Below are 22,424 nucleotides of genomic sequence, written 5' to 3'. Positions count from 1 at the left end.
GCTTCAGCACCTCCGCTATCGGCGGCCTACTGACCGCTGCGCGGGGTCGGCTCACCGATCCGCCTCACATGGACCGGGAAGTTGTACTGACGATTGGCGGAGCTTAGGAACTCCTTCTCGCCCCTCCACTTGCGGTAGTCGAGCTTGATGGCTGCCTCACTCATCGGTGACTCCTCGCGTATCCATGTGAAATCTCGGTCCCAGGAATCGGACCGCAGGCGGGTCATCTAGGTAGTCCGCTGCGGATCGCAGCGTTTCGGGGTTGTCCTTGGCACCAGGCAGGATCCGCCGGTTGCACTGACGGCAGGTGAGCCCTCGCACGAGGCCGGTCTTGTGGTCATGGTCTACGTCGAGCCGGTATCGCCTTGGCTGTCCGCAGATGGCGCACACGCCACCTTGGTAGTCCATGAGGGCCTGAAACTCGCCAGGCTCAAGGCCGTAGGTGTTGGTCACCCGCGCCTCGTGGGACGAAGCTCTGCGAGTTTTCTTCCTACAGGTCGAGCACACCCGCCCTTGGGGCGTGAAGAACCGAACTGCCCTGTTCTTCTCGCACCTTGTGCACTTCCGGTATCCGGCGCGAGGCTTATCGGACACGGGGCCTCAGGGCCGCCTGAAGCCGACGCTGATCGTGGAAGGCAACAGCGTCATCGGCCAAGCTCTGGAGGTACGTGAGGGGCAGGACTTCCCATGCCGGCCCGCCTTTCGTCGGCATCGTCACGGCGACCACCTGAGCGGCGCTGTGGCGGGAATGGAACCGAAGTTCCTTTGCCAGACGGTAGAGGCGTAGCCCCCGCGGCCTCTCGACTGCGAGCACGAGGGCGACAACTCCCCCGCCAGCATTTCGAATCTCGATACCCGAGATTTCGGGGTTCTCATTCAGCAGAACATCTACAATCTCCCGCTGAAGGCTGTACCCGCAAGACCTGTTCATTTCCCCGCCCCTTTCCCTATTTCCAATATAGGCTCACCCCGTCACGGATTCAAGTTTCGTAAGCCCTTGATCCTGTGGCCTATGTCACTTACAGGGTGTTTGCTATGTCCACGAGTCTCATGTTCGTGGAGTTGAACTCATACGAACTGAACGTCTGCCCCGACGAGTCCTCGAAGCCCTCCCGGTTCTTCACCGACGAGGCGTGCACGATCCGCCCGTCCATCCCGTCAATCTCCTTATGAAGGGTCACAATGACGTTCGGGACTCGGCCGATCTTGCCCTTCACTCCCGATAGAGGGATGGGGTTGAGGCCGTCGCTGTGCTCACCAGTGACGTGATGCAGGGCCAGGACGTGAGCCCCAGTCACCCGAGCCATGTCCGACAGATACTCACACATGGCCTCCAGCCCGAACGTGAAGGACTCCGCATCACCGGCCGGATTATCTCCCTGCACGTTCGTGATGTTGTCCACCACGATCAGGTGAGGGAACATCCCGAACACCTCGAAGTAAGCCCTGAGCTTCAGTTCGATCGCCGCAAGGGTCGGCCTTGCGTCGTAGTCGAACCTGATCCACCAGCGCTTAGACAGCGTGTCCATGTACTCGCCGAAGTTGTCCGCCAGGAGCTTCCGCTTCACATCTCTGACGTTGTCCCCGGTAATGATGGCCGTGGACCGGGTGAGCTGCGTAGCAGCGTTGGAGTCGGCACTGAAATACATGACCGGGATGTTTCCGAACAGTGCCAGATTCAGGGCGAAGAGAGACTTCCCCGTCCCGGGCCCGGCGGCGACCAACGAGAACTCTCCGCGCCGGAACTCGACCTCATGGCGGGCAAGGCCCTGGTACGGCGACGGCAGCGGTTCACCTGCCGCCCCCTTCTGGTCTACCGACTGCGTGAGGCTGTAAATGTTGTTTCCTTCCCTCTGTTTTCAAGGTAGATGAGCGTCGTCACGGATTCAAGTTCTGGGTGAAAAAAATATGCACCCATGGGACACGTCGCAGAAGTTGCAGTCGAAACCGGGGTTCGCCGGGAAGTTGCCGGCCTTCACCCCGGCGTCCATGTCTGCGAACCTCTGGCCGATCTCGTCCTCCGACACGGCCTCGACCTTCACGGGCCGGGAAAGGCGGCCGTCCCTGGCCAGGTACCAGTCAGCCCGCTCGACCTCAACGCCCCACTGCTGCCGCATGGCCACCGAGTACGTCTGAAGCTGGAACTTGCTCTTCATGGTGCCGGTCTTCAGGTCCCTCACTCGAACCTTGTTCTCGGTCTCGTCGAGAGCCTGATCGATGAAGCCCCTGACCTTGATGCCACCCAGCTCGACCATGAAGGACAGCTCAAGCGCCGGCCCTCCGGTGTTCGGCTCCGTCCAGAGGGCAGGCTTGTTGGCCTTGCTCCACTCGACGTAGGCCGCTGTCTGCTCCATCCCGAGGTGATACCGGCGCTCGATGTCCTCACCACCCGTGTAGCGACCTGCGGCCAGCCACACGTCGGTGTTGGGCTCCTCCTCCAGGGCCTCGTTCACCTTGGACGTGTACTCGTCGTGGAAGATCGCTGTGACCTCATCGGCCCCCAACGCACGAGACGACCTCTCCCACGCCTCTGCGGCGGTGTGAAAGGCCGTCCCATGGAAGGACCAAGCTGCCGGTCGGGGTCTCACCCGCACTACGCGCTGGAGGTACCAGCGCCATGCGCACTTCTCGTACTGCTCTGTCTGCGAGACCGACCGCGGTTGGTTCTCAACACTCAATGCTGTTAGCTCCTATGGTGCTCAGTCTGATGATGGTGAACGCACTGGAGCCAGGTATCTCGGCGTGCTCCCGACAGTGATGGGCACGTGCAATCTCCAGTGCGCCGACTCGGGCCCCCAGCTCACGTTCGAGGGCCAGAATCCTTTGAGCCGTAAGGGCTTCGAGTGACAGATCCGAGATGATCAGGTCTACCCACTCCGTCACTACTCCTCGGGAGTACAGCACCAGGACACCCAAGGTGCTGTAGTCCGCTCGCATGTCAACCACGCGCGCATTCCATGTACTTCGGCTGTTCGTCTTGATTGCCCCCGTGGAGAGGGCACCCAGCCATGCACGCGTTTCGTTCATCTTCACCGACCGTGTCACTGATCCGTAAGCGGAGGAGGCCCGTCCTCCTGTCTCCAACATACAGGTTGATCGTGTGACGGCAATGGGTAAAAATCTTCACTTGTTAACCCGCCAGTAGGTTGTGCTCCCCCGAGTCAAGACATCGCAAAGGAACGCAACAAGCCCCCTGCGTAAGACGCAGAGGGCCGAGGTGTCCGGTTTGAGCTGGGATCAGGCGTTTGACTCTGAGGCAATGCCAGGGGTCGCCACCGCAGGTGGGAGCGAGATGGCATCCAAGTGAGGTCCCTTAGGCATCTCTCGACCCTCAGGCCAGCGGATGACGCGCCGGCCGTCTGACTCTTCCCTGGGTACGAATACCCAAGGGTTTTCCTTGCCCCAGTCCACCGTCAGCACGACGTTATGACGCTCAAGGTGGGCAGTGAATCGCTCGGCGCGCTCCAGCTGCCTGTCCGTTAGGTCGGGGTCTCCGAGGCGCCACCTTATGAAGGTGGTGAGATCCCGGGCCCGGTTAAATCGAGTGAACCTAGTTCGGTCGAACTCGTCCCTTGGCCACCCAGCCTCCAGGATTGCAGCAGCCGTATTGCTCCACGGCTTTCGCGGAAGGTTCATTTTCCCAAACCGGAGATTAACTGCTTGAACCGAGCAGTCGAAAGCCTTGGCGATTTCCTTATCGCTTAGCCCTTCCCGATAGAAGCGCCTCAAGGTCTCGTTGTCCGGCAGCTTGGTCATGGGTGGGCCCCGGTCCTCTCGAAGGTTTGACCTAACGTAGCTAACGGGCGTCACGAAATCAAGTTTCCTTCACAGGGGAACCACTCGGCAGACGCCAAGGGAGGTGACCTGAGTCTCAGTTGCCACCAACAGCGTCCCAAGTCGGGCGGTTTGACACCGACATCATTAGTGAGAGAGCGAGTGAAACGAGCGAACGAACGGCCTACGTGAACAAGATGTGAAGGACCCAAGGAGAACTTAGACAACACTGTTTCCAAAGTCCCTTTTGTACTGGGTGCCTCTAAAGGTAGAGACCAGGGCAGGACCACCTACGGACCCGTAAGTTCTTTAGTTTCATCTTCGATGCAAGTTTTCCTGTTGATCCGTCAGATGAGCCCTAACAGGCCCCTGACCAGGCATCCAGGACACGGCCCCGGCTGCCAGACAAGTAGCCGGCCGGGGCCCCAGACCGCAGGAGCACCCTTGCCGAGAGCCAAATCCATCTGCCTGAACTCAGGCTGCTTGGCACCCGCAGCAAGGGACGGGAGGTGCCTCGATCACCAGGCTCGGAAGAGCTGGAATCGAACGTCTGCTCGAAATGCTTCGAGACCAAAGGATTGGTCAAAACGTAGAACTCGAACGCTTGTACGAGATCGGTTCACCTGCCAACACTGCGGGTCGCACAAAGAGCTGGAAGTTGATCACATCGTCCCGGTAGCCCGAGGGGGTTCCTGGGAGCTGGACAACCTTTGGGTCCTGTGCCGGACCTGCCACAAGCGCAAGACGTACAGCGAGGGCCGCCAGTGAGCGGCCTCGTTCTCCGATAGCTCAGTCGGCAGAGCAACGGACTGTTAATCCGTGTGTCCCTGGTTCGAGTCCAGGTCGGGGAGCTGGAGACAGCGGAGGCCGCTCGTCGGTCAGCCTGTCTCACATATGGGGTGTAGCTCAGCCAGGTAGAGCGCTGGTCTCCAAAACCAGATGGCGGGGGTTCGAATCCCTCCACCCATGCCATACGGGTAGCGCCCGTAGGTGCTGAAACTCTCCCTGATCAGGGGACGGAAGCACGGTGCCTGTCGTCCAGTGGTCTAGGACTCCCCCACGCAAGGGGGCAACGCCGGTTCGAATCCGGTCAGGCACACAAGGGGAAAGGTGAGGCCGGTGGGTACCGGCGCGTTCAACGTGGTTGGCCACCAGGGGTTCGAGTCCCCCACCTGCACCCGGCCACTCCTTCACGCCGCCCCCTGAGGGCGGCTTCTTTCATTCCCTACTTACTCCCCTCGGAGGTGTCCCATGTCCGCATGCAACGGCAGGTGTGATGACTGCCCATACGACTTCTGCGGGCCTGAGGCACCTAAGCGCCGGCCGTCCAAGGCCGCTGAGCGGTCCTGGCGCCAAGACGCGCTCTTCGAGCTTGAGGAGCTGGGCGACCTCTACGGCATCGACCCTGGTGCGGTGACCCTGTGACCCGCGGACCGAAGCCCAAGGAGAACGCGCAGAGGCGCAACAAGCACGAGTACGCGCAGACACTCAGCTCCTCGACCACTGAGGGCCGGGCCCTTCCGCCTGGCCTTGGGATCAAGACTGCTGGCGCCCGCCGCTTCTGGCGGACCTGGGCGACCTCGCCGCAGGCCGGCAATTGGGCTGAGACCGACTGGGCCGAGCTTGAGATCACCGTGAAGCTCACAGATGCCTTCTACGGCGGTGACGTGAAGCTCGCCGGTGAGATCCGCCAACGCGTGGCCAAGTGGGGCGCTACCACCGAGGACCGCGCACGACTGCGCATGTCCCTTGAGGACACCGAGGACCAGGACCAGGGCGACGTGCCCGACTCCCCCGAAGCCACCACGACAGACCTAGACGAGGAGCTGTTCCGACTCCTGAGCGACTGAATAGAGGTGAACGCCCGTGCAGACAGGCAACCTGCCTGAGGGCGTCCCTTCCCCCAAGGAGACCCTTGGGTACGAGGTCATTCGTTGGTGCAGCAAGTACATCGTCCAGCCTGACGGCGATCGAGCAGGCGAGCCCTGGCAGTTCACCAAGGAACAGCTTCGATTCGTCCTCTGGTTCTACGCCATCAAGCCTGATGGGACCTGGCGCTACAGCGCCGGCACTCTGCGGAGGGCCAAGGGCTGGGGCAAGACACCTCTGTTGGCGACCCTGGCCATCGTCGAGTTCATCGGCCCCTGTCGGTTCTCCCACTTCAACGCCTTCGGCCTCCCCGTGGCCAAGCGCGTTGCTCTGCCGACGGTGCAGGTTGGTGCCACGGCGTACGAGCAGACCGAGCAGACCATGGAGTTCATCCGTGGATGTCTGTCCGAGTCTCCTGCCGAGAAGGAATACAGCCTCGACATCGGCAAGGCCGTCATTCAGTTCAAGAGTGGCAAGCCCGGCTCTATCAAGCCGAAGGCGACCGCCGGACGAACCAACGAGGGGAATCGCCCAACCTTTGTCTGGGCCCCGGCGGATTAGTTCTGCTGGGGTCCAGACGAATGCCGATTCGTACTCATGGATGAAGTCCACCACTGGGTGGGCTCGAATGGCGGTCCGGAATTCTTCCAGACCCTGAAGCGTAACGTCGAAAAGCTCGCCGCGGTTGGATCTCGCTGGGTCACTACGACTAACGCGTACAACCCGAACGAAGACAGCGTCGCCCAGGTCATTCACGAGAGTGACATGATCACCCAGGGCTTTTGGCTGTACGACTGCATTGAAGGCTCCATCGAGCCCGATGAGATGCGGGATGAGGCCAAGGTCCGCCAGGCCCTCACAGAGGCGTATGGCGATGCGTCTTGGGCCGACATTGACGGCCTGACTCGAACCATCCTCTTCGACCGCACCACTCCTGACTCCACCTATCTCCGATTCTTCTGCAACCGAATAGCAGAGTCTTCAGACGGTTGGATGTCCAAGCCCGAGTGGGATGCACGCGAGGACGACCAGGACCCCATCAAGCCCGGCGACCAAATCGCTTTGGGATTCGATGGGAGTATCCGCGGAGACGCCACAGGAATTGTGGGCGTCAGATTGCGAGACGCCAAGCTCTTTGTCATCGGAGTTTGGGAACGCCCCGAGCACGCTCCCGACGAATGGGAAGTCGATGTCCTCGCGGTAGAAGCTGCGGTCCATCGAGCCTTCGACACATACCGCGTCGCGTGGATGTACGCCGACCCGCCCTATTGGCAGGAAGCGATCGGGCGATGGTCCATCACGCACGGCGATGACACCGTATTCGAGTTCTGGACGAACAAACCGACTCGCATGGTGCAGGCCGTTGAACGATTTCGCACAGCCGCAATGGTGGGCGATCTCAAGCACGACGGGGATCCCCGCCTCACTCGGCATGTCCTGAACGCGGTCACCCGCGAAGTTCCGCAAGGAATCCTGATCCAAAAAGACTCCCCTCGATCCAAACGGAAGGTGGACCTCGCCGTGTGCGCCGTAATTGCTATGGAGGCCAGGGCGGATGCCATTGCTGATGGACGAATGAAACTGAGAAGGTCACGCGTCGTGGGCTTCTAGAAAGAGGCCCGCCTATGATTGTCCCCCCTGGTAGCCATACCCCCTTCATAGGCAAGCCGGACACCCCAGACCAGTGGCTCATGTACCTATATGGGAAGGTGCCGGGCCCGCTTCACGAGAACCACATCTTCTCGAAGTACTACGAGGGTGAACAGCAGAAGCTCGCTTTCTCTCAGATGAAGTACAAGGCGGCTTTCGCCTCGGTCTTCGGTGAGTGGCGAGACAACTTCTGCGGCACGATCGTGGACTCCACGAACGAACGGCTCCACGTTGATTCCTTCCGGATCTCCGGAGAGGACGACGGTGCGGAAGCCCGGGAGTTCTGGCAGCGGTCGAGCATGGACGCCTACTCGTCGTCAGTGCACCTAGAAGCCCTCATCACGGGTGTGGCGTACGTAGTCGTCTGGGCTGACGCCAAGGGCGAGCCCACCATCACCCCAGTTCCCAGCTCCCGCATGGCTGTCTCCTACAAGCCTGGCTCCCTGTGGGAGCTGGAGGCCGCGGCGCGCTTCGAGATGGACTCGTGGGGCCGGCAGCAGGTCACCCTTTGGACTGAGGACTACGTCTATGAGGTGGCCTACGGCACGACCGAATGGGACCAGGGCGTAAAGGAGCCCAACCCTCTCGGGATCGTCCCCGTAGTGCCCTTCGAGAACCGCTCTCGACTCGGCATGGATCCGGTATCCGAACTCGCCAACTGCATCCCGATTCAGGATGCGATCAACAAGACGACCATGGACGCACTGACCGCGTCCGAGTTCGCGGCCTTCCCCCAGCGCTTCGTTACGGGCCTGGAGATTCAGGAAGACAGCAACGGCAATCCCATCGAGCCGTACAACGTCGGCCAGGACAAGCTACTTCAGGCTGAGGATCCGGCTGCCAAGTTCGGTTCCTTCGCTGCTGCTGACCTCAGTAATTACGTGACGTTGGTAGACATGCTCGTCCAGCACCTCGCGACGGTTTCGAGGGTGCCCAGCCATTACTTCCTCGTTAACACGACTACCGCCCCTTCCGGAGAAGCGATCATCTCGGCAGAGGCCGGCCTTGTCGCCAAGGTCCGGGAACGGATGCTCCACTTCGGCGAATCGTGGGAACGAGTCATTCGACTTTGCTTCGCGGTCAAGGGTGACAAGCGCAAGGACGCCTTCGAAATGGAGACGCGTTGGCGCGACCCGGAGTACCGCACTGAAGCACAGCACGTTGACGCACTACTCAAGCTGAAGCAGCTTGAGGTGCCTCTCGAATTCCTGTGGCACGAGGCTGGATTCTCCGGAACTCAGATTGCTGACTTCCGTGAAATGCGGAAGGAAGACGCCAAGGCTCAGGCCGAGATTCAGAAGCTCATGCCCCAGCCGCAGGTTACTCCTCAGGGCCAACAGCCCAACCCCAACAAGCCTCCACAGGGCAACTCCGGTAATGCAAACCGGAAGATCCATGAGGCTAAACCCTGACCCGCCGAAATGGCGAGTCCCTTCCGAAATGGAATCACGCATGACTACTCAGGACGACAACGCCGGCCAGCAGGGCAACGAGGGAAATCCTCCCGCTCCTTCCACTGGTCCGACGCTGGAAGAGGTCATTGCCGACCGCGACAAGTGGCAGGCACTCAGCAAGACCAATGAGAAGCGCTGGAACGACACCAGTGCCGAGCTTCAGCAGTTCCAGGCCGCACAGCCAGCGGCCATCGAGACCGCTCGCACCGAGGGCCGGACGTCCGCTCTCGCAGAGGTCTCCACGGAGCTGGTGACTGCGGAACTGCGACTCCAGGCCGCGGGTGTAGGTGCCGACCTTCCTGACCTGTCTTACCTCGACCTCAACCGGTTCACGGGCGAGGACTCCCGCCCGAACGAGGATGCCGTCAAGTCGTTCATTGAGTCTCTGCCCAAGCAGAGCAATTCCGGAGCGGGATTCCCGCAGATCGCAGGCGCTGGCCACAACAAGGGTGGTAACGGCGGAGAGTTCACCAGCAACGATCCGGGCGCGCTTGCCGACTACATCACGGGCGGGGCTTTTATTTAGCCTCTCCATTCCCTTAGTTCAGCCCTCCTTCTGGGGGGCTTTTTTCATGCCCGATGGAGGCTTCTTTGCCGCTTACTACGCATCACTTTAATCTCGACCCCAAGCAGGTCACAATTGCCGCTCTCGGCCTCCTGGACCGTCAGCTGACCCTTGGTGCCATCCCGGCCCGATACTCCGAGCTGAATTTCACCGGCGGTCTCGGCGACGTGATCAACGTCAACCGTGAGTCGCGAGGCATCCCGGTTGTGGCCGGTGGCATCTCCTCGCCGATCGTGAACCCCATCACCGGCGACAAGAACGTCTTCGCGGCTGCGTCGGACAGGCCGCTTCCCGCGGCTGCCCGCCAGGCCCCGGCCGGCTTCATCAACGAGTCGAGGTTCCCGGTCCAGCTCACCACGCTGGCACAGAACGCAACCACGCTGTCCATGGAGCAGGTTGCCTTTGACCTCCGCCAGTTCGGCTCTCAGGTGCTCTCCAAGCTCACCCGAGGCTTCGCCGAGTACTTCGACGACACCACGGCTGCCTTCATCAAGGCGAACATCAACCGAGCGGGTCTGACTGCCGGACAGAAAACGGCGATCGGTGGCGACGTCTCCGTCACCCTCCCCAAGGTGGACGGCACTGCGGCCAACATGTCCGCGCGGGCCCTGGCCCTGCGAACCGCACTGGTCGATGCGCGCCTCGCGCTCAACCTCGCGCAGGTCCCCGTCAGTGAGCGGTTCCTGATTGCCGGCCCCGAGGTCGAGGCGATCCTTCTGAAGGACCCGGAATTCGTGGCCGTCGACTACAGCGGCGACACGAACGCTCTGCGTCGGGCCGTGATCGGCCGCATCTACGGCTTCGACATCGTGATTCACAACTCCTTCGCGCTGGAGATGTACCTCTTCCACAAGAGCGCGCTCCTCATGGTCTCGGCCTGCCCCGCCATCCCGATGGGTGCGGTTACCGGCTCGGTCCAGGACGTGAACGGCGTCGCCACTCGGCTGCTGGTCGACTACGACTACGCCAAGAAGGCGGACACGCTTGGCCTCGACACCATGTACGGCCTGGCCACCGTCAAGGAAGACCCGGACTACGCGGTGCGAGGCACCCTGATCGGCGAGAAGTTCGTCAGGGGCCTGAAGATCGCCATCACCGAGACGCCGTAACCCTATGCCTCTCGTGACGACTGACGATGTGCTCACCCGTCTCGGGCGACCTGCGACGGACGCCACGGAAGAGGCCCGGATCGCGGCCTTCATTGAAGACGCCACTGCCCTTGTGTGCGATTACTGCGGGACAGATTTCCAGCAGCCGACATGGGATGCAGTGCCGGGATCAGTGAAGGCCGCTGTCTGCTCCGAGGTAATCCGCTGGCTCTCTGTTTCTCCAGGCACCGTCATGGAAAAGACCGGAGACCTCCAGGTCGAGTACGCACAGACCGCGTTCATAGCGGGCCTCTCAGAGTCCGCCAAGTCGATGCTGTCCAGGTACAGGAAGCGTCTCGGATCAATCCGTCTGATCACCTGGACGGAGGTGGATCCGGATGGCGCTGTTTAACGACTTCATCGAGGTCCGCCGCACGCCGCTTGTCGAGGACGCCTACGGCCATCACCGCGACTGGGACACCTACACGATTGTCTGGTCCGGGTTTGGGGCCGGCGTCCCCTACCTGCGGACGCACAAGGCCGAGACTCCCATCCGGGAGACGACTACGAACAAGGCGACGATCTACCTTCCCGGCAACCTGCCGGTGGACTCGTCCGACCAAATCCTCTTTCAGTCCAAGCTCTGGACGCCCGAGGGAGAGCCGTGGAAGTGGCGGCTCGGCTCCCGCCAATACACCATGATCCACGTTCGAGGGGTGACGAAGTAATGGCCACTCCAAAGCGGGGAAAGCAGTACACCCGATCCGGCACCAAGGATTTCACCTTCGAGACCGACTTGGGCTTTGAAACGAAGCTCATGAAATCCGGTGAGGTGCGCGCCCTGGTCGCTGCGAAGACGGGCGAGATGGCGGGCAACATGATCAAGGCCGCTCCCCGCGGGCCTCACGTCACCACCGACGCCTACTCAATCAAGAAAAACATCCACCCATACGTCGAGCAGGTTGGCGATGAGTGGGTTGGGTTCGTGGTCGTCGAAGAGAACGATCGAGCACGCCACGCGATGCTTCAGGAACGGGGCTACCGCGACCCGGCAGGGCGCCGGCACGCAGGCCGCTTCTACCTCCGCTCAGTCCTTCAGAGTGAGCGGGTGGAATGAGACAAGACCCGATACCCCTGATCGTCGGCTTCCTCAGGTCCCTCCCCGAGATTCCCGCAGGTGCAGTGACCGGCACCCTCGTAGGCCGGAATGTGGGAGAGACAACGATCTACCTCATGCAGTCCGGTGGATACCGCAGCAAGCGGGACCGCGTAGACCGCTTCTTCATCGTCTACGACGTGTACGGAGCAAGCCCGGCTGAGGCCGGGGCACTGGCCTACACCGTCCGCGAGTACCTGCTTGAGCAGCTACCAGGGAAGAGCCTCAACGGCGCCCTGGTCCTGGACGTGCGCGAAGAGGACGCCCCGAGCTGGCACCCGGACAAACAGTCCCTAGAACCCGCCTACTCGGGCGAGGTCTCTGTGTACCTCGTGACTGACGACTGACCCCCCTCCAACTCCGCAGTCCTAACGGCCCTTTGGGGCCGTTTTTTTGTGTCCCCAAAGGAGCCTGTATGGCCAATAACGACCCCTCGAAGATCCGGTTCGCCCCGAAGGGCAACGTCTACATCGCACCTGCCGTAGGTGCCACGCTGCCTACCGCAGTCGGCGACGGCAAGACCGCTCCCACTGGCTACAAGTCCCTCGGCTACGTCACCGACGCTGGTGTCGTCATCACTCCCACAGTGACGGCCGACCCGGTCAACGTCTGGCAGTCGGCGGTACCGGTCCTGTTCAACGTCTCGGCCGCCACGTTCACCATCGCGGCGACTTTCGCTGAGACCAGCATCAACACCACTGAACTGTTCTTCGGTGCGTCCTGGACCGAGGTCGAGCCTGCCGGTGGGGGCACCGTGGACACCTGGCGACTGGACCTCGCCAGCACCCCGGACCTCCAGGAAATTTCCCTCGTCGTGGACTGGGGCCAGGGCGCCCACCTGACTCGGGTCGTCATCCCGCGGTCGATGGTCCAGGAGCGCGGCGCGATCACCCTTGTTCGCAATGCGGCACAGGAGTACCAGCTCACCATTGACGCCCTCGACTCTGACGGCATCCTCGGCTACGTCCTGACGAACCAGGACATGACGACCGTCGCCCCGTAGTCCTTGGGAATTGATTCCCAACTCCCCTGCCGGGGAGGGCTCGTAGTCCCCGGCTCCTTCTCTCACCCATCCAGGCCCCCTCAGCGGGGCCCTTTTGCTGTCCCCACCCACCTGGAGTTCTCAATGACTGTTGCCAAGAAGACTGCTGCCAAGAACCTCTCCGCGCCGGCCGATGAGGTCGTTGTCGAGACCGAGGTGCCGAACGCGGACGCTGAGCTTGGTGTCGCTGCTGCTGAGGCAAAGGGCGATGGAGTCGCCATCGAGCACAACGGCAAGACGTACATCCTGCCGTCCCCTCTGGACTACCCGGTTGATGTCGTGTTCGCGGACAACGACTTTGAGGCCGTCCGCATCGTCCTGGGTGAGGCCCAGTGGCAGGAGTACCGGAAGGCGAAGCCGACCATTCGCGACTTCCAGGAGCTGAACAACAAGATCAACGCAGCTTCGGGAAACTGAGCCGAGCTGTCTACATCATCAGGAAGTTTCCCCAAGAACTCGAAGCGGACTTGCTTCAGTTCTTCGGGGTTGACTTCCTGGATTTGTGGAGTGGGCAGCTCTCCCTACGCCGAATCAACGTACTGATTGGATCTCTCCTCAGGCAGCCGGGCCGATCCGCCCTTGCTGCTGCTGTGGACGAGAGTGCCGAGTGGTCAAACTCGGATCACCTACTCGCCCGGGTGCACGACGCCCTTGAGCTTTCTAATTGGCTGTTCTACCAGGCCAATTCGGGTGAGGACGCGGAAGAGGTCCCCGCACCCACGCCGATGCTTCGCCCTGGCCAAGAGGAAGAGATTCCCGAGCCTGCGACGCCTAGCTATGCCTCAACCGAAGAGGTGGTGGATTTCTTCAGCCGGATGAATAGCCTCTAAGGGGGATCGATGCCCGAATCTGGAAGCATCAAGGTCGGAAACGCCTGGATCAAGATTACCCCTGAGCTGGATCATTCTCAGCTGAAGGCACAGCTCGACAGAGCCGAGAAGGAAATCGCGGCATTCAGCGGCAAGACGGAAACGCTTGCCCGTCAGACCGCCAACCTCCGTACCAAGCTCGAAGAGTACGTCACTGCTCGCTACGGCGAAGAGGCCGCCAAGCGCGTGAAGCTGGAGCAGGCTGCCGCAGCGAAGCGCGAGGAGTACAACAAGACCGAGACAGCCGCCGTCATCAAGGCGTTCTCCACGGTCACCGAGGCCAGCGCTGCGGCTGAGCGCGCCCAGACCATGGCCAGGGAGAAGGCCGCTCGACAGCGCGAGCGGATAGCCCTCAACTCTCGAAACCTTGAGGTGCGTTACGGCAGCGAGGTAGCTGCTTCGTACCGCAAGGACGTTGCGGCCATGATGAAGGAGAACAAGGGCCTCTCCCTTGTCAGGATCAACGAGGCCAAGCAGTGGTCTGCGGCTGAAGTCCTGGAACAGCGCAAGGTCGCTGCGGAGAACCTGAAGCAGACCAAGGCCCGTGAGGCCCAGGTCAAGACCCTGTCGGCTCTGGTCATCCGTCAGGCTCAGATGGAGACCGCTGAGGCGGTCAAGGCCGCTCGTACGGCACAGGCAGCCCACACGGCGGCGTACGCCACCCGCAAGGCCGAGATTCTTTCCACGATGAACGGTCTGAAGGCCGCGAGCATCGCAGCGGCTCAAGGGCAGGTGGCTGCGGCACAGTCCGCGAGGAAGGCATCTCAGCAGCAGATCGCGGCGAACAACCGCACCGTTCAGGCCCTCCAGGACAACGCCAACAAGACGTCGAAGTCCTGGACCAAGGCCACGTACACCATGGGCCAGAAGCTGAATTCCTTCGGCTCCTCGGTGAGTGAGTTCGGCCGCACGATCAACAGCAACATGGTTACGCCGCTGCTTGCCGCGGCCTCTGCTATGTCGTTCTTCGGCATCAAGGCTGCTGACTCGATCATGCAGTCACAGAGCGCCCTTGAGAAAATGGGTGTCAGCGCGAAGGACGCCACGAATCAGCTCAACGTCCTGAAGGAATACGGTACTCAGACTCCGTACACCGTCGAGGATATGTTTCAGTACGGAACCCTGTACACCCGTGCTGCCCAGTCTCATGGGCTGAGCTCGAAGCAGGCGACGACTCGTTCCACCAATCTCGTCATGTCGATTGGTGACCTGGCGGCGTACTCGGGTATCACCGATCCGGAAATGGTCAAGCGCGCCTATCAGGCTGTCGCCACCATCCAGGAGTCCGACCGTGCTGGGCTCCGTAACGTCAAGTCGCTGGCACAGAACGCCGGCCTCACAGTTCAGGAACTTGCGAATCTTCTCGGCTTCAAGGACAGGAAGCTGAACGAGAAGGAACTTGACGCTCAGAAGAAGTTGATGGAGAAGAACGGCGTCTCCTGGAAGATGCCTACGAAGTCCACTGCCGCATCTCAGATGATGAAGTGGATGCAGAACGCGATGGAGACCGGTGGTGTGCCGGGCGAAAGCATCGTGGAAGCCATCCTTGGCAAGGGAAAGGCCATTGGCACCGGCACGGACGACGCGCCGGCCAAGCGTCTGGGTACCGCCACGATTACGGCTCGACTGGCCAACATGTTCGAGCAGGCCAAGTACGGCCTTTCCGAGATGTTCATTCAGCCCGACAAGAAGACGGGCGAATACCGGTACGCCGGACCTGGCGCGGCACTTATGGGCAAGAACGGCCTGCTGGACACCGTGTCTGGGCTCGGAGCCGATCTCAAGAATCCGTCCGGCAAGCTGATCGCCGAATTGTTCAAGGATCTCACCATCCTGGGAGGGTGGGTCAAGAAGGCCGTCCAGGTACTCAAGGACAACCCTGGGATCACTGACGCAGTCATCGAGATCGGCAAGTTCGCCGCCCTGGTCGGCGTTGCGTCTCTCGCACTGGGCGCCGTGATCAAGACGTTCGGACTCCTCACCAAGGTCTTCTCCCCTGTCGTGGGCCTGGCCCGCGGTCTGTACAAGGCCGGCAGGGGAACAACGAGGATCGGTTCTGCGGTAGCTAGCGGTATTGCCTCCAAGGCCCGAGGCGACAGCTTCAAGAACGGCTACAACGAGCGTCGTACAGCTCAGAGCCCCAGCCGACAGGCTGATGCACTTCAGCTCGACACCAGCCGGGCTCAGCAGAACATCAGGGAACTCGACGACGAGATCGAGAGCCTGCGGACCAAGATCCGGAACTTCCGGGGCGAGAACTTCAACGAGCTGGCCGAGAACCTGGCGGGTGCCGACCGCAGCGTGAGGGCTGCGGCGGAGAAGGCCGCAAAGGCTGTCCGTGAGGCGGACACCGCTACGACCAACCTCAAGGGGCTCAAGCTCCAGGCCCTCGACGGCGAGTTCAACAAGGTCGCGGAGACCTCCAGCTCCCTCAAGAGCCAGGTCCGAAAGGCTGCCTCCAACGTCTCAGACTTGAACGGCAAGGGGCTCGGGGACCTGGACGGCGAGCTGTCCGGCGCCAAGGGCAAGTCGAAGGCGCTGGACTCCGCTCTCAGCGAGGCCGCCAAGCAGGCCGGGAATCTCAACGACAAGACCTTGGGCAAGCTCAAGGGCCAGGTCAACCACGTCAAGGATGCGGCGGACGATGCCCGCGGCAAGGTTGGCGGAGGGAAATCCTCCCTGATCAGCCGAGTGGGTCAGCTCAATGAGATGAGCACGGGATCGGTCGTCAAGCAGATCAAGGCCCTCAAGGACGCCCTCGACGACGCGGCGGGCAAGGCCAACACGCTGAACTCGCGCCTGAACTCCATCTCGGAGCACGCTCCTGCTAGTGGGACCAAGGGCAAGCCGAAGCCTCCCAAGAAGCGCAGCGCTCTCGGGAGTGTCCTTCCGGGCTACACACCCGGCAGAGACGTCCATGTGTTCAGCAGCCCCACGGCCGGCGAACTGCACCTCTCCGGAGGTGAGTCGGTTATGCGGCCTGAGTGGACGGCCGCGATGGGTGCCGACGAGGTCACCCGCCTCAACAACGTTGCTCGCACCAAGGGTGTGGCTGGTGTTCGTCGGGCCATGCGGTTCGCCAAGGGCGGCATCCTCGGGAAACTCGGCCTGGACGACATCGTTGCCGCCGCAGGCAACTTCAACGTCGGCAGGGACGTCCTCGGCGCCGCTAGCGCCGTGAGTATGTACCAGTCCTCCGACGCTCTCGGCGGAGACACCCAGAAGGGCATGAAGGGCGCTGGCCGTCGAGGTAACAACTTCATCGGCTCTGACGTCGGAAGAAAGTCCAGAGGGATGTATGACTTCATCTCCACGGACGTCTTTGAGCTGCTGAAGAAGGCGCCCATCCCCAGCGGGGTAAGCCAGGTCATTGGTGTACTCGGCGGCGCGCTTGCACCGGTTCAGAGTGAGTACTTCTGGAATGACGTCTGGAAGGGCGAAGGCAACGTCCTCGAACGCGGCAAGAAGTACATGAGTGACATTCTGTCGATGAAGACACTGAAGTCGGTAATCGGCAATCTCTTCGGGGGCACGGTAGACACCCTGAAGTCTCTGTGGAAGGGCGGAACGGCATTTCTTTCCGACCCCGTTGGCACGATCAAGGAGGGTGTAAACGGCGTCTGGGAGATGTCCCGGGAGACGTTCAACGGTTTCGTAGACACCGTGAAGGGCATCAAGGAGATATACCAAAACCCCCTGACCTACGGGGCAGAGGTAGCCGGTGAGGTCTTCGAGACTGCCAAGGAGAACCTTCCCAATCTGACAGGGCTCTTCGATTTCAGTGGGGACGGACTCACGTCCGGCCCTCCCGATATCTCCAAGCTCCTCGAAGGAGCGGGCAGTTCCGTCCCAGGTGTGGGAGACAGCGTTTCCCGCTGGACCCCGCAGGTCAAGGCGGTCCTGGCGCAACTCGGCCTTCCGGCCTCTGACTTGGCTCTGGTGCTTCACCGCATCAAGGTCGAGTCGGGAGGCAACCCGAATGCGATCAACCTGTGGGACTCCAACGCGAAGGCCGGCCACCCTTCGCAGGGCCTCATGCAGACGATCCCCAGTACGTTCGCGGCATACGCCGGCCCGTACAAGTCTCGGGGCATCACTGACCCCCTGGCCAGCATCTACGCCGGATTGAACTACGCCACCTCGCGCTACGGCTCGGGCTGGCGCAAGGCTCTGTCCGGGACCCAGGGCTACGCCAAGGGCACTGATGGGGCTGCAAAGGGTTGGGCATGGGTTGGCGAGCAAGGCCCGGAACTCGTGAACTTCAAGGGCGGGGAAACCGTCCTGACGCACGAGGACAGCGTGATGTCCGCTGGATCGGCGATGCGGGGCTACGCCTCGGGCACGTCGAGCACCAGGACCACGGGACTCGCCGTGGATGCGCTGAAGGGTGTTTCCACGCTCAACACTGCGGTCAACAAGCTGTATTCGATCATCAGCAAGGCGTTCTCGTCGGGCCGCATCGGATCCGGCACTGCTAACAGCCTGAACAAGTGGCTGGACAAGCAGAACAAGACCCTTCAGAAGCTCGTGTCTGACCGGACGACTATCGCGACCAAGCTCAAGGACGCGAATACCAAGCTGGCAGACGTGAAGGCACAGGAAAGCGACATGGCCTCGTCCATCGCGGACAAGGCGACGCAGGAACGTTCCCTCACCTCTCTGTTCAACACGGAGGGCGTCTCTGTCTCCTCGGCCATCTCTGGACTGAAGGAGCGCCTGGCCGCCATCAAGTCGTTCCAGTCCAACGTTGCCGGCCTGGTTAAGCGCGGGTTCTCCAAGGAGATCATCGCGGAGATTGCAGAGGCGGGCCCCGTAGAGGGCGGCGCCATGGCGAAGGAACTGATGAACGCTACCGGTGCTCAGATCACCGAGTTCAACAACACCTATAAGGCCATCGGCACACAGGCCAGCTCCCTGGGGAAGTCCGTGGCGAGTTCCTACTACTCCACCGGAAAGGCCGCTGCACAGGCTCTCGTTGACGGCTTGATGGCTGACGACAAGAAGCTGACCAAGGCTATCGAGAAGTTGGCCACGGCCATCCAGAAGAAGCTAAAGAGCAAGCTGAAGATCAGCACCAGCACCCCGGTTGATTCCTCCCTCGCAAGTCTCCTGACCTGGCTCACGGGTCAGGGCCAGGCGGTCAAGGGCGGAGGCAACACCGGAAAGAAGAAGACGACTAAGACGACCACGACTTATTCGACGGACTCTGACGGTCGCAAGGTCACGACGGTCACCACGACCACGACGGATCCGGCCAAGGGCACTACCACCACGGTCACTAAGCGGACCGTGGGCGGAAAGACCACTACCTCTACCAAGGTCACGAAGATGAAGGGCTATGCGACCGGTACCCGGTCTGCGGCTCCCGGAATGGCTCTCGTGGGCGAGAGAGGTAAGGAGCTGATCAATTTCAAGGGCGGTGAGCGCGTCTTCAACGCCCAGGACACCGCTGGAATGTTGGGCCCTCGCTACGAGATCCACATTCATGAAGCGAAGGCTGAGGACACCACTCAGTCTGTCCTTCGAGCGCTGAAATACGCAGAAACGATGGCCGCCCTCTGACACATAGGAGCGCTAATGAAGGAGTGCTAAATGCCGATTCCCGCACGCTCAATAGCTACTGGTGATGATCAAGATCCCGTAGTGATCTACCCAGTACCTGAGCGATGGCAGCGCACCTACGTGTCAATACGAGGCAGGAACGGTGAGGGGGAGGAGATCCCCCTCACCGGCCTCCGGTCCGGCTCCTGGCCGGCCATGGTGCTACAGCCAGGGGCTACCGGGCTCGACATGCCCCCGTACGCCGTCCACATGGACGAGTCTCCCAACCTGGACGGTGCGACAGTCCGCGGTGCCAGGGCGACAGCTAGGCCCGTGATGCTCCCCATCTTCATCTACGGAATTGACCGCAAGACCCTGCGGGAGTTCAAAGCGAAGCTAGCCAACGCTCTGAATCCCAGGCTGGGTTACTCCGTCCTGACGTTCATTGAGCAGGACGGAGAGACCAGGCGACTGAAGTGTTACTACGCGGGAGGAATGGAAGGCAGCGAGGCAGTAGGTAGCTCGGGGTTCACCTGGATCTCCTATGGCATCCAGCTCACCGCCGCGGATCCCTTTTTCTACGGAGACACCGCGACAGCCGCCAACTGGTCCTTCGGCTTGGACCAGCCTCTCCTCTCAAGCTCGTTCCTCCCCGTGACCCTGGCAAAGGGAGTGGCGTCCACAGGAACTCTCACCGTTGAGAATCCGGGGGACATCGAGGCTTGGCCCGTCTGGGAAATCACCGGCCCGCTAAAGCGATTCAAGTTCACCGGGCCGGACGGCACATCCTTCGGCATCTCTGATCAGCCAGGCGGAGCCGACGTGATCGCCACAGGACGAACTCTGACAGTGGACTGCCGTCCCGGCTTCAAGACGGTCGCGGACGACACTGGACAGATTTATTTCCCTCTGCTGTCTGCCAGTCCCTCTCTCTGGTCTGTGCCTCCCGGCACCTCGACAGCTCAAGCCGATCTTCTCGCCGGTAGCGGTCGCCCAACGGTGAAGATGACGCTCTATCCACGCTATTTGACTTACTGACATGAGGTGCACATGGGATACCGAGTGGAGGTGCGCGACGCTGCCCTGAACCGAATAGGCATCATCGACACATGGATCTCGATGGATCTAGTAGTTCGGTATTGCCAGCAAGGCACATGGCAGATACTCGTGGCCGCGGGGACTCCTCAGGCTGACCTTCTCCAGAAGGGCGGCGGCGTCGCCATCTATCAGGATGGTGTCGCCCTCCCCATCCTCACCGGGCAGATTGAGAGTTTCCAGCACTATTGGACAAGCGCTCAACACACTTCCCTCGGCTCCCTGTACTTCGGCGGAAAATGCGACAACAAGCTGGCGTACAACCGGCTGGCCTTCCCTGACCCGACCAAGGCTGCAACCCAGCAGTGGCAGGCGACCGACAACGGTCGAGCAGTTTCCGGCCTCGCTGGTCACCTCGTATGGGACGAGTTGAACAAGGCGATGGGGGCTGGTGCGCTGGCCAGCCGTCGGGCGGCCGGCGTCGAGATCGGGAACGATGTCGCGCTCGGCAAAGCGGTCTCTGACAACCTCCAGTGGGATGTCATCGGCACGAAGCTCGAATCGTGGATCGACACCAAGACGACCGGCTACCGGTTCCTGTACGACCCCAACGCCAAGAAGATCAACCTGAGCCTGTTCACTCCGCGGGACCGCTCCAAGGCGGTCAGGTTCAGCAAGGAACTGGGGAACCTTCGAGAGTTCACCTGGTCCCTGACGGCTCCGACCGTCACGCGGGTCATCGTGGCCTGCCAGGGCACCGGCAAGGGCCGGTACCTGTACCAGCAGATCGACAGCGCCACCGAGGCCGAGTGGGGCCTTCAGGTCGAGCAGTTCCTAGACCGTAGGGACCTGCCCCTCAAGGCTGACCCGGCTACGGGACTCCCGATCAAGGCCGACCTCTCGGTGACTGACGCGCAGTTCACCACCGCCAAGCAGGCCGTCTTGGACGCTGCTGCGGAGGCCCTGAATACAGGCGCCAAGAACGGCAACTTCCAGATTTACCCCGTCGATACCGAACAGATCAAGTTCGGCCGGGACTACTTCGTCGGCGACATTGTCACGGTCTCCATTGACGGGGTCGAGTACACGGACATTGTGCGTGAGGTCTCCATCACCGTAGACCAGGGCGGAGACTCCGAAACCATTACTCCGACCATCGGTGAACAGGGTTCAGGTAACCCGCTCAACCTGTACAAGACGGTTTTCGATATGCGCGAGAAGCTGCGCAAACTTGAGGCGAGGATGTGAAGCATGGCCGAGATTTCCTACCCGTTCAATGCGGACAATGCGACTACCGGCGCCGCCAAGGCCGTATCGGAAGCCCAGTGGCAAAAGATGGCCCACATGTGGGGAAGCGACCGGGTTGACCTCCAGCTCGGGTTCGGCGCTCAGAGCGCCGGAAACCTTCCCTTCCCGGGCTCGGTAGTCAACGTAACGACCGTCCAGGTAGGCGTTGGAAAGGCTTGGGTCGGCGGCTTTTATTACGAACTGACGGCCGCCAAGACGGTGTCCATTACCGCCAACTCAGGAAGCACCGGGCGCAAGGACCTCATCGTTCTTCGACTTGATATGTCGAAGCCCGGAGTGAACTTGGCGGTTCGCGCCGGCGTGGCCGCCGCCTCGCCTCTCGTCCCCATGCCTGTTCGCGGAGTGGGCGGAATTACGGAACTCCCTCTGTACGAGGTCTCTGTTCCGGCTAACGGAGGGGCGATCTCGCTTATCGGTAGGGCGCCATACGACATGCCCTCGGCAGTGGGCTTCCCCTGGAACGCGGGAGAGAGCGCACTGCTTTTGCCTGCCGGAACGTTCAGCTACGACATGGATAGCAACGTCGACGGAGTGAGAAACGAAAGGTACAACGACAGGGAGGCGGTTGTTGCAACCAGGACGATGGGCCCGCCTGGCCCCTATCTTCCTGCCCTTTTGAATGACAGTGACCTGCCTAACTCTTTTATTGACGCGGCCTCCTCGGGGCAATGGCGATGGATCGCCCCCAATACGGTCTCGTTCGCTATCAGCATCAACAACCCGCTCGGCACGACGTTCCAAACCGATGGCGGAGTCGCTTACGGCATTCGGCTTCCCGTTCCGGCTCACGCAACTATGCGTCAGGTATTTCACGGTGTCCTGAACAACCCAGTCACCTTCAATGGGATACCTGGTTTCACTACCTTGACGGGTTTCTCAGGAACGGGAGCATCTAACACCTTCATGAGCATTTACATGCCTAGTGCCACCAACCCGGCTTCCGGCCTTGATAACTTCAAGACTCTTCCGCCTAAGGCCACGCTCACCTTCTCTGGCACATATGAGGCCAACATCTTCTAGTAAGTGAGGACCACATATGGTTAGAAATACTTTCGGTGGAACCGCTGCGGACG

General features: G+C 61.2%; 23 protein-coding genes and 3 tRNA genes. 21 read left to right on the top strand and 5 right to left on the bottom strand.

Annotation, left to right across the window (positions count from 1 at the left end):
* Positions 1-26 precede the first annotated feature (26 nt).
* From ACFYY2_RS12315 to ACFYY2_RS12295, 5 genes are all read right to left on the bottom strand, one after another.
* Positions 27-164, bottom strand: a complete 138-nt coding sequence (locus ACFYY2_RS12315) for a hypothetical protein (RefSeq protein ID WP_388740808.1) — start codon at positions 162-164, stop codon at positions 27-29.
* Positions 157-453 (bottom strand): endonuclease VII domain-containing protein, encoded by a 297-nt coding sequence (locus ACFYY2_RS12310; protein ID WP_388740805.1) that lies wholly within the window; start codon positions 451-453, stop codon positions 157-159. The genes ACFYY2_RS12315 and ACFYY2_RS12310 overlap by 8 nt, the downstream gene beginning before the upstream one ends.
* A gap of 566 nt (positions 454-1,019) precedes the next feature.
* On the bottom strand, positions 1,020-1,787 hold the full coding sequence (locus ACFYY2_RS12305; protein WP_388741327.1) for an AAA family ATPase: 768 nt from the start codon (positions 1,785-1,787) through the stop codon (positions 1,020-1,022).
* A gap of 99 nt (positions 1,788-1,886) precedes the next feature.
* Positions 1,887-2,678: a PD-(D/E)XK nuclease family protein gene (locus ACFYY2_RS12300; protein WP_388740803.1), complete on the bottom strand. Its 792-nt coding sequence runs from the start codon at positions 2,676-2,678 to the stop codon at positions 1,887-1,889.
* A gap of 559 nt (positions 2,679-3,237) precedes the next feature.
* The gene (locus ACFYY2_RS12295; protein ID WP_388740800.1) at positions 3,238-3,756 is read right to left on the bottom strand and encodes a hypothetical protein; all 519 of its coding nucleotides are present in this window, start codon (positions 3,754-3,756) and stop codon (positions 3,238-3,240) included.
* A 342-nt stretch (positions 3,757-4,098) separates the two neighbouring features.
* Between ACFYY2_RS12295 and ACFYY2_RS12290 the strand changes: the two genes are divergently transcribed.
* From ACFYY2_RS12290 to ACFYY2_RS12190, 21 genes are all read left to right on the top strand, one after another.
* On the top strand, positions 4,099-4,542 hold the full coding sequence (locus ACFYY2_RS12290) for an HNH endonuclease (RefSeq protein WP_388740797.1): 444 nt from the start codon (positions 4,099-4,101) through the stop codon (positions 4,540-4,542).
* 10 nt (positions 4,543-4,552) lie between these two features.
* Positions 4,553-4,625 (top strand) — tRNA-Asn (locus ACFYY2_RS12285).
* A gap of 43 nt (positions 4,626-4,668) precedes the next feature.
* Positions 4,669-4,746: transfer RNA gene (locus ACFYY2_RS12280), tRNA-Trp, on the top strand.
* Positions 4,747-4,801: 55 nt separating this feature from the next.
* Positions 4,802-4,873 (top strand) — tRNA-Ala (locus tag ACFYY2_RS12275).
* A 152-nt stretch (positions 4,874-5,025) separates the two neighbouring features.
* Positions 5,026-5,199 (top strand): hypothetical protein, encoded by a 174-nt coding sequence (locus ACFYY2_RS12270; protein ID WP_388740795.1) that lies wholly within the window; start codon positions 5,026-5,028, stop codon positions 5,197-5,199.
* Positions 5,196-5,624 (top strand): hypothetical protein, encoded by a 429-nt coding sequence (locus ACFYY2_RS12265; RefSeq protein WP_388740792.1) that lies wholly within the window; start codon positions 5,196-5,198, stop codon positions 5,622-5,624. The genes ACFYY2_RS12270 and ACFYY2_RS12265 overlap by 4 nt, the downstream gene beginning before the upstream one ends.
* Positions 5,625-5,640: 16 nt before the next feature.
* On the top strand, positions 5,641-6,204 hold the full coding sequence (locus ACFYY2_RS12260; protein ID WP_388740789.1) for a hypothetical protein: 564 nt from the start codon (positions 5,641-5,643) through the stop codon (positions 6,202-6,204).
* A 36-nt stretch (positions 6,205-6,240) separates the two neighbouring features.
* Positions 6,241-7,254 (top strand): hypothetical protein, encoded by a 1,014-nt coding sequence (locus ACFYY2_RS12255; RefSeq protein WP_388740787.1) that lies wholly within the window; start codon positions 6,241-6,243, stop codon positions 7,252-7,254.
* Positions 7,255-7,268: 14 nt separating this feature from the next.
* The gene (locus ACFYY2_RS12250; protein ID WP_388740783.1) at positions 7,269-8,705 is read left to right on the top strand and encodes a phage portal protein; all 1,437 of its coding nucleotides are present in this window, start codon (positions 7,269-7,271) and stop codon (positions 8,703-8,705) included.
* A 40-nt stretch (positions 8,706-8,745) separates the two neighbouring features.
* The gene (locus ACFYY2_RS12245; protein WP_388740780.1) at positions 8,746-9,273 is read left to right on the top strand and encodes a hypothetical protein; all 528 of its coding nucleotides are present in this window, start codon (positions 8,746-8,748) and stop codon (positions 9,271-9,273) included.
* Positions 9,274-9,326: 53 nt separating this feature from the next.
* Positions 9,327-10,421 carry a hypothetical protein gene (locus ACFYY2_RS12240; RefSeq protein WP_388740778.1) on the top strand — a complete coding sequence of 365 codons (1,095 nt, stop codon included), beginning with the start codon at positions 9,327-9,329 and terminating at the stop codon, positions 10,419-10,421.
* A gap of 13 nt (positions 10,422-10,434) precedes the next feature.
* Positions 10,435-10,812 carry a hypothetical protein gene (locus ACFYY2_RS12235; protein ID WP_388740775.1) on the top strand — a complete coding sequence of 126 codons (378 nt, stop codon included), beginning with the start codon at positions 10,435-10,437 and terminating at the stop codon, positions 10,810-10,812.
* On the top strand, positions 10,799-11,128 hold the full coding sequence (locus tag ACFYY2_RS12230) for a hypothetical protein (RefSeq protein WP_388740772.1): 330 nt from the start codon (positions 10,799-10,801) through the stop codon (positions 11,126-11,128). The genes ACFYY2_RS12235 and ACFYY2_RS12230 overlap by 14 nt, the downstream gene beginning before the upstream one ends.
* Positions 11,128-11,517, top strand: a complete 390-nt coding sequence (locus tag ACFYY2_RS12225; protein WP_388740770.1) for a hypothetical protein — start codon at positions 11,128-11,130, stop codon at positions 11,515-11,517. Before ACFYY2_RS12230 ends, ACFYY2_RS12225 begins: the two co-directional genes overlap by 1 nt.
* A 116-nt stretch (positions 11,518-11,633) precedes the next feature.
* Positions 11,634-11,903: a hypothetical protein gene (locus tag ACFYY2_RS12220; RefSeq protein WP_388740767.1), complete on the top strand. Its 270-nt coding sequence runs from the start codon at positions 11,634-11,636 to the stop codon at positions 11,901-11,903.
* A gap of 68 nt (positions 11,904-11,971) precedes the next feature.
* Positions 11,972-12,559: a hypothetical protein gene (locus ACFYY2_RS12215; RefSeq protein ID WP_388740764.1), complete on the top strand. Its 588-nt coding sequence runs from the start codon at positions 11,972-11,974 to the stop codon at positions 12,557-12,559.
* Positions 12,560-12,682: 123 nt separating this feature from the next.
* Complete coding sequence (locus ACFYY2_RS12210; protein WP_388740762.1) at positions 12,683-13,015, top strand: hypothetical protein; 333 nt, start codon at positions 12,683-12,685, stop codon at positions 13,013-13,015.
* 422 nt (positions 13,016-13,437) lie between these two features.
* Positions 13,438-19,029 carry a transglycosylase SLT domain-containing protein gene (locus ACFYY2_RS12205; RefSeq protein ID WP_388740760.1) on the top strand — a complete coding sequence of 1,864 codons (5,592 nt, stop codon included), beginning with the start codon at positions 13,438-13,440 and terminating at the stop codon, positions 19,027-19,029.
* 30 nt (positions 19,030-19,059) lie between these two features.
* The gene (locus ACFYY2_RS12200; protein ID WP_388740758.1) at positions 19,060-20,046 is read left to right on the top strand and encodes a phage tail domain-containing protein; all 987 of its coding nucleotides are present in this window, start codon (positions 19,060-19,062) and stop codon (positions 20,044-20,046) included.
* A gap of 30 nt (positions 20,047-20,076) precedes the next feature.
* Complete coding sequence (locus tag ACFYY2_RS12195; RefSeq protein WP_388740755.1) at positions 20,077-21,291, top strand: siphovirus ReqiPepy6 Gp37-like family protein; 1,215 nt, start codon at positions 20,077-20,079, stop codon at positions 21,289-21,291.
* 3 nt (positions 21,292-21,294) lie between these two features.
* Positions 21,295-22,371: a hypothetical protein gene (locus tag ACFYY2_RS12190; RefSeq protein WP_388740753.1), complete on the top strand. Its 1,077-nt coding sequence runs from the start codon at positions 21,295-21,297 to the stop codon at positions 22,369-22,371.
* Positions 22,372-22,424: the final 53 nt, after the last annotated feature.

The sequence above is a fragment of the Streptomyces sp. NPDC001822 genome, assembly GCF_042892135.1.
Lineage (GTDB): Bacteria > Actinomycetota > Actinomycetes > Streptomycetales > Streptomycetaceae > Streptomyces.
This window is presented reverse-complemented; position numbering and strand designations above follow the sequence as displayed.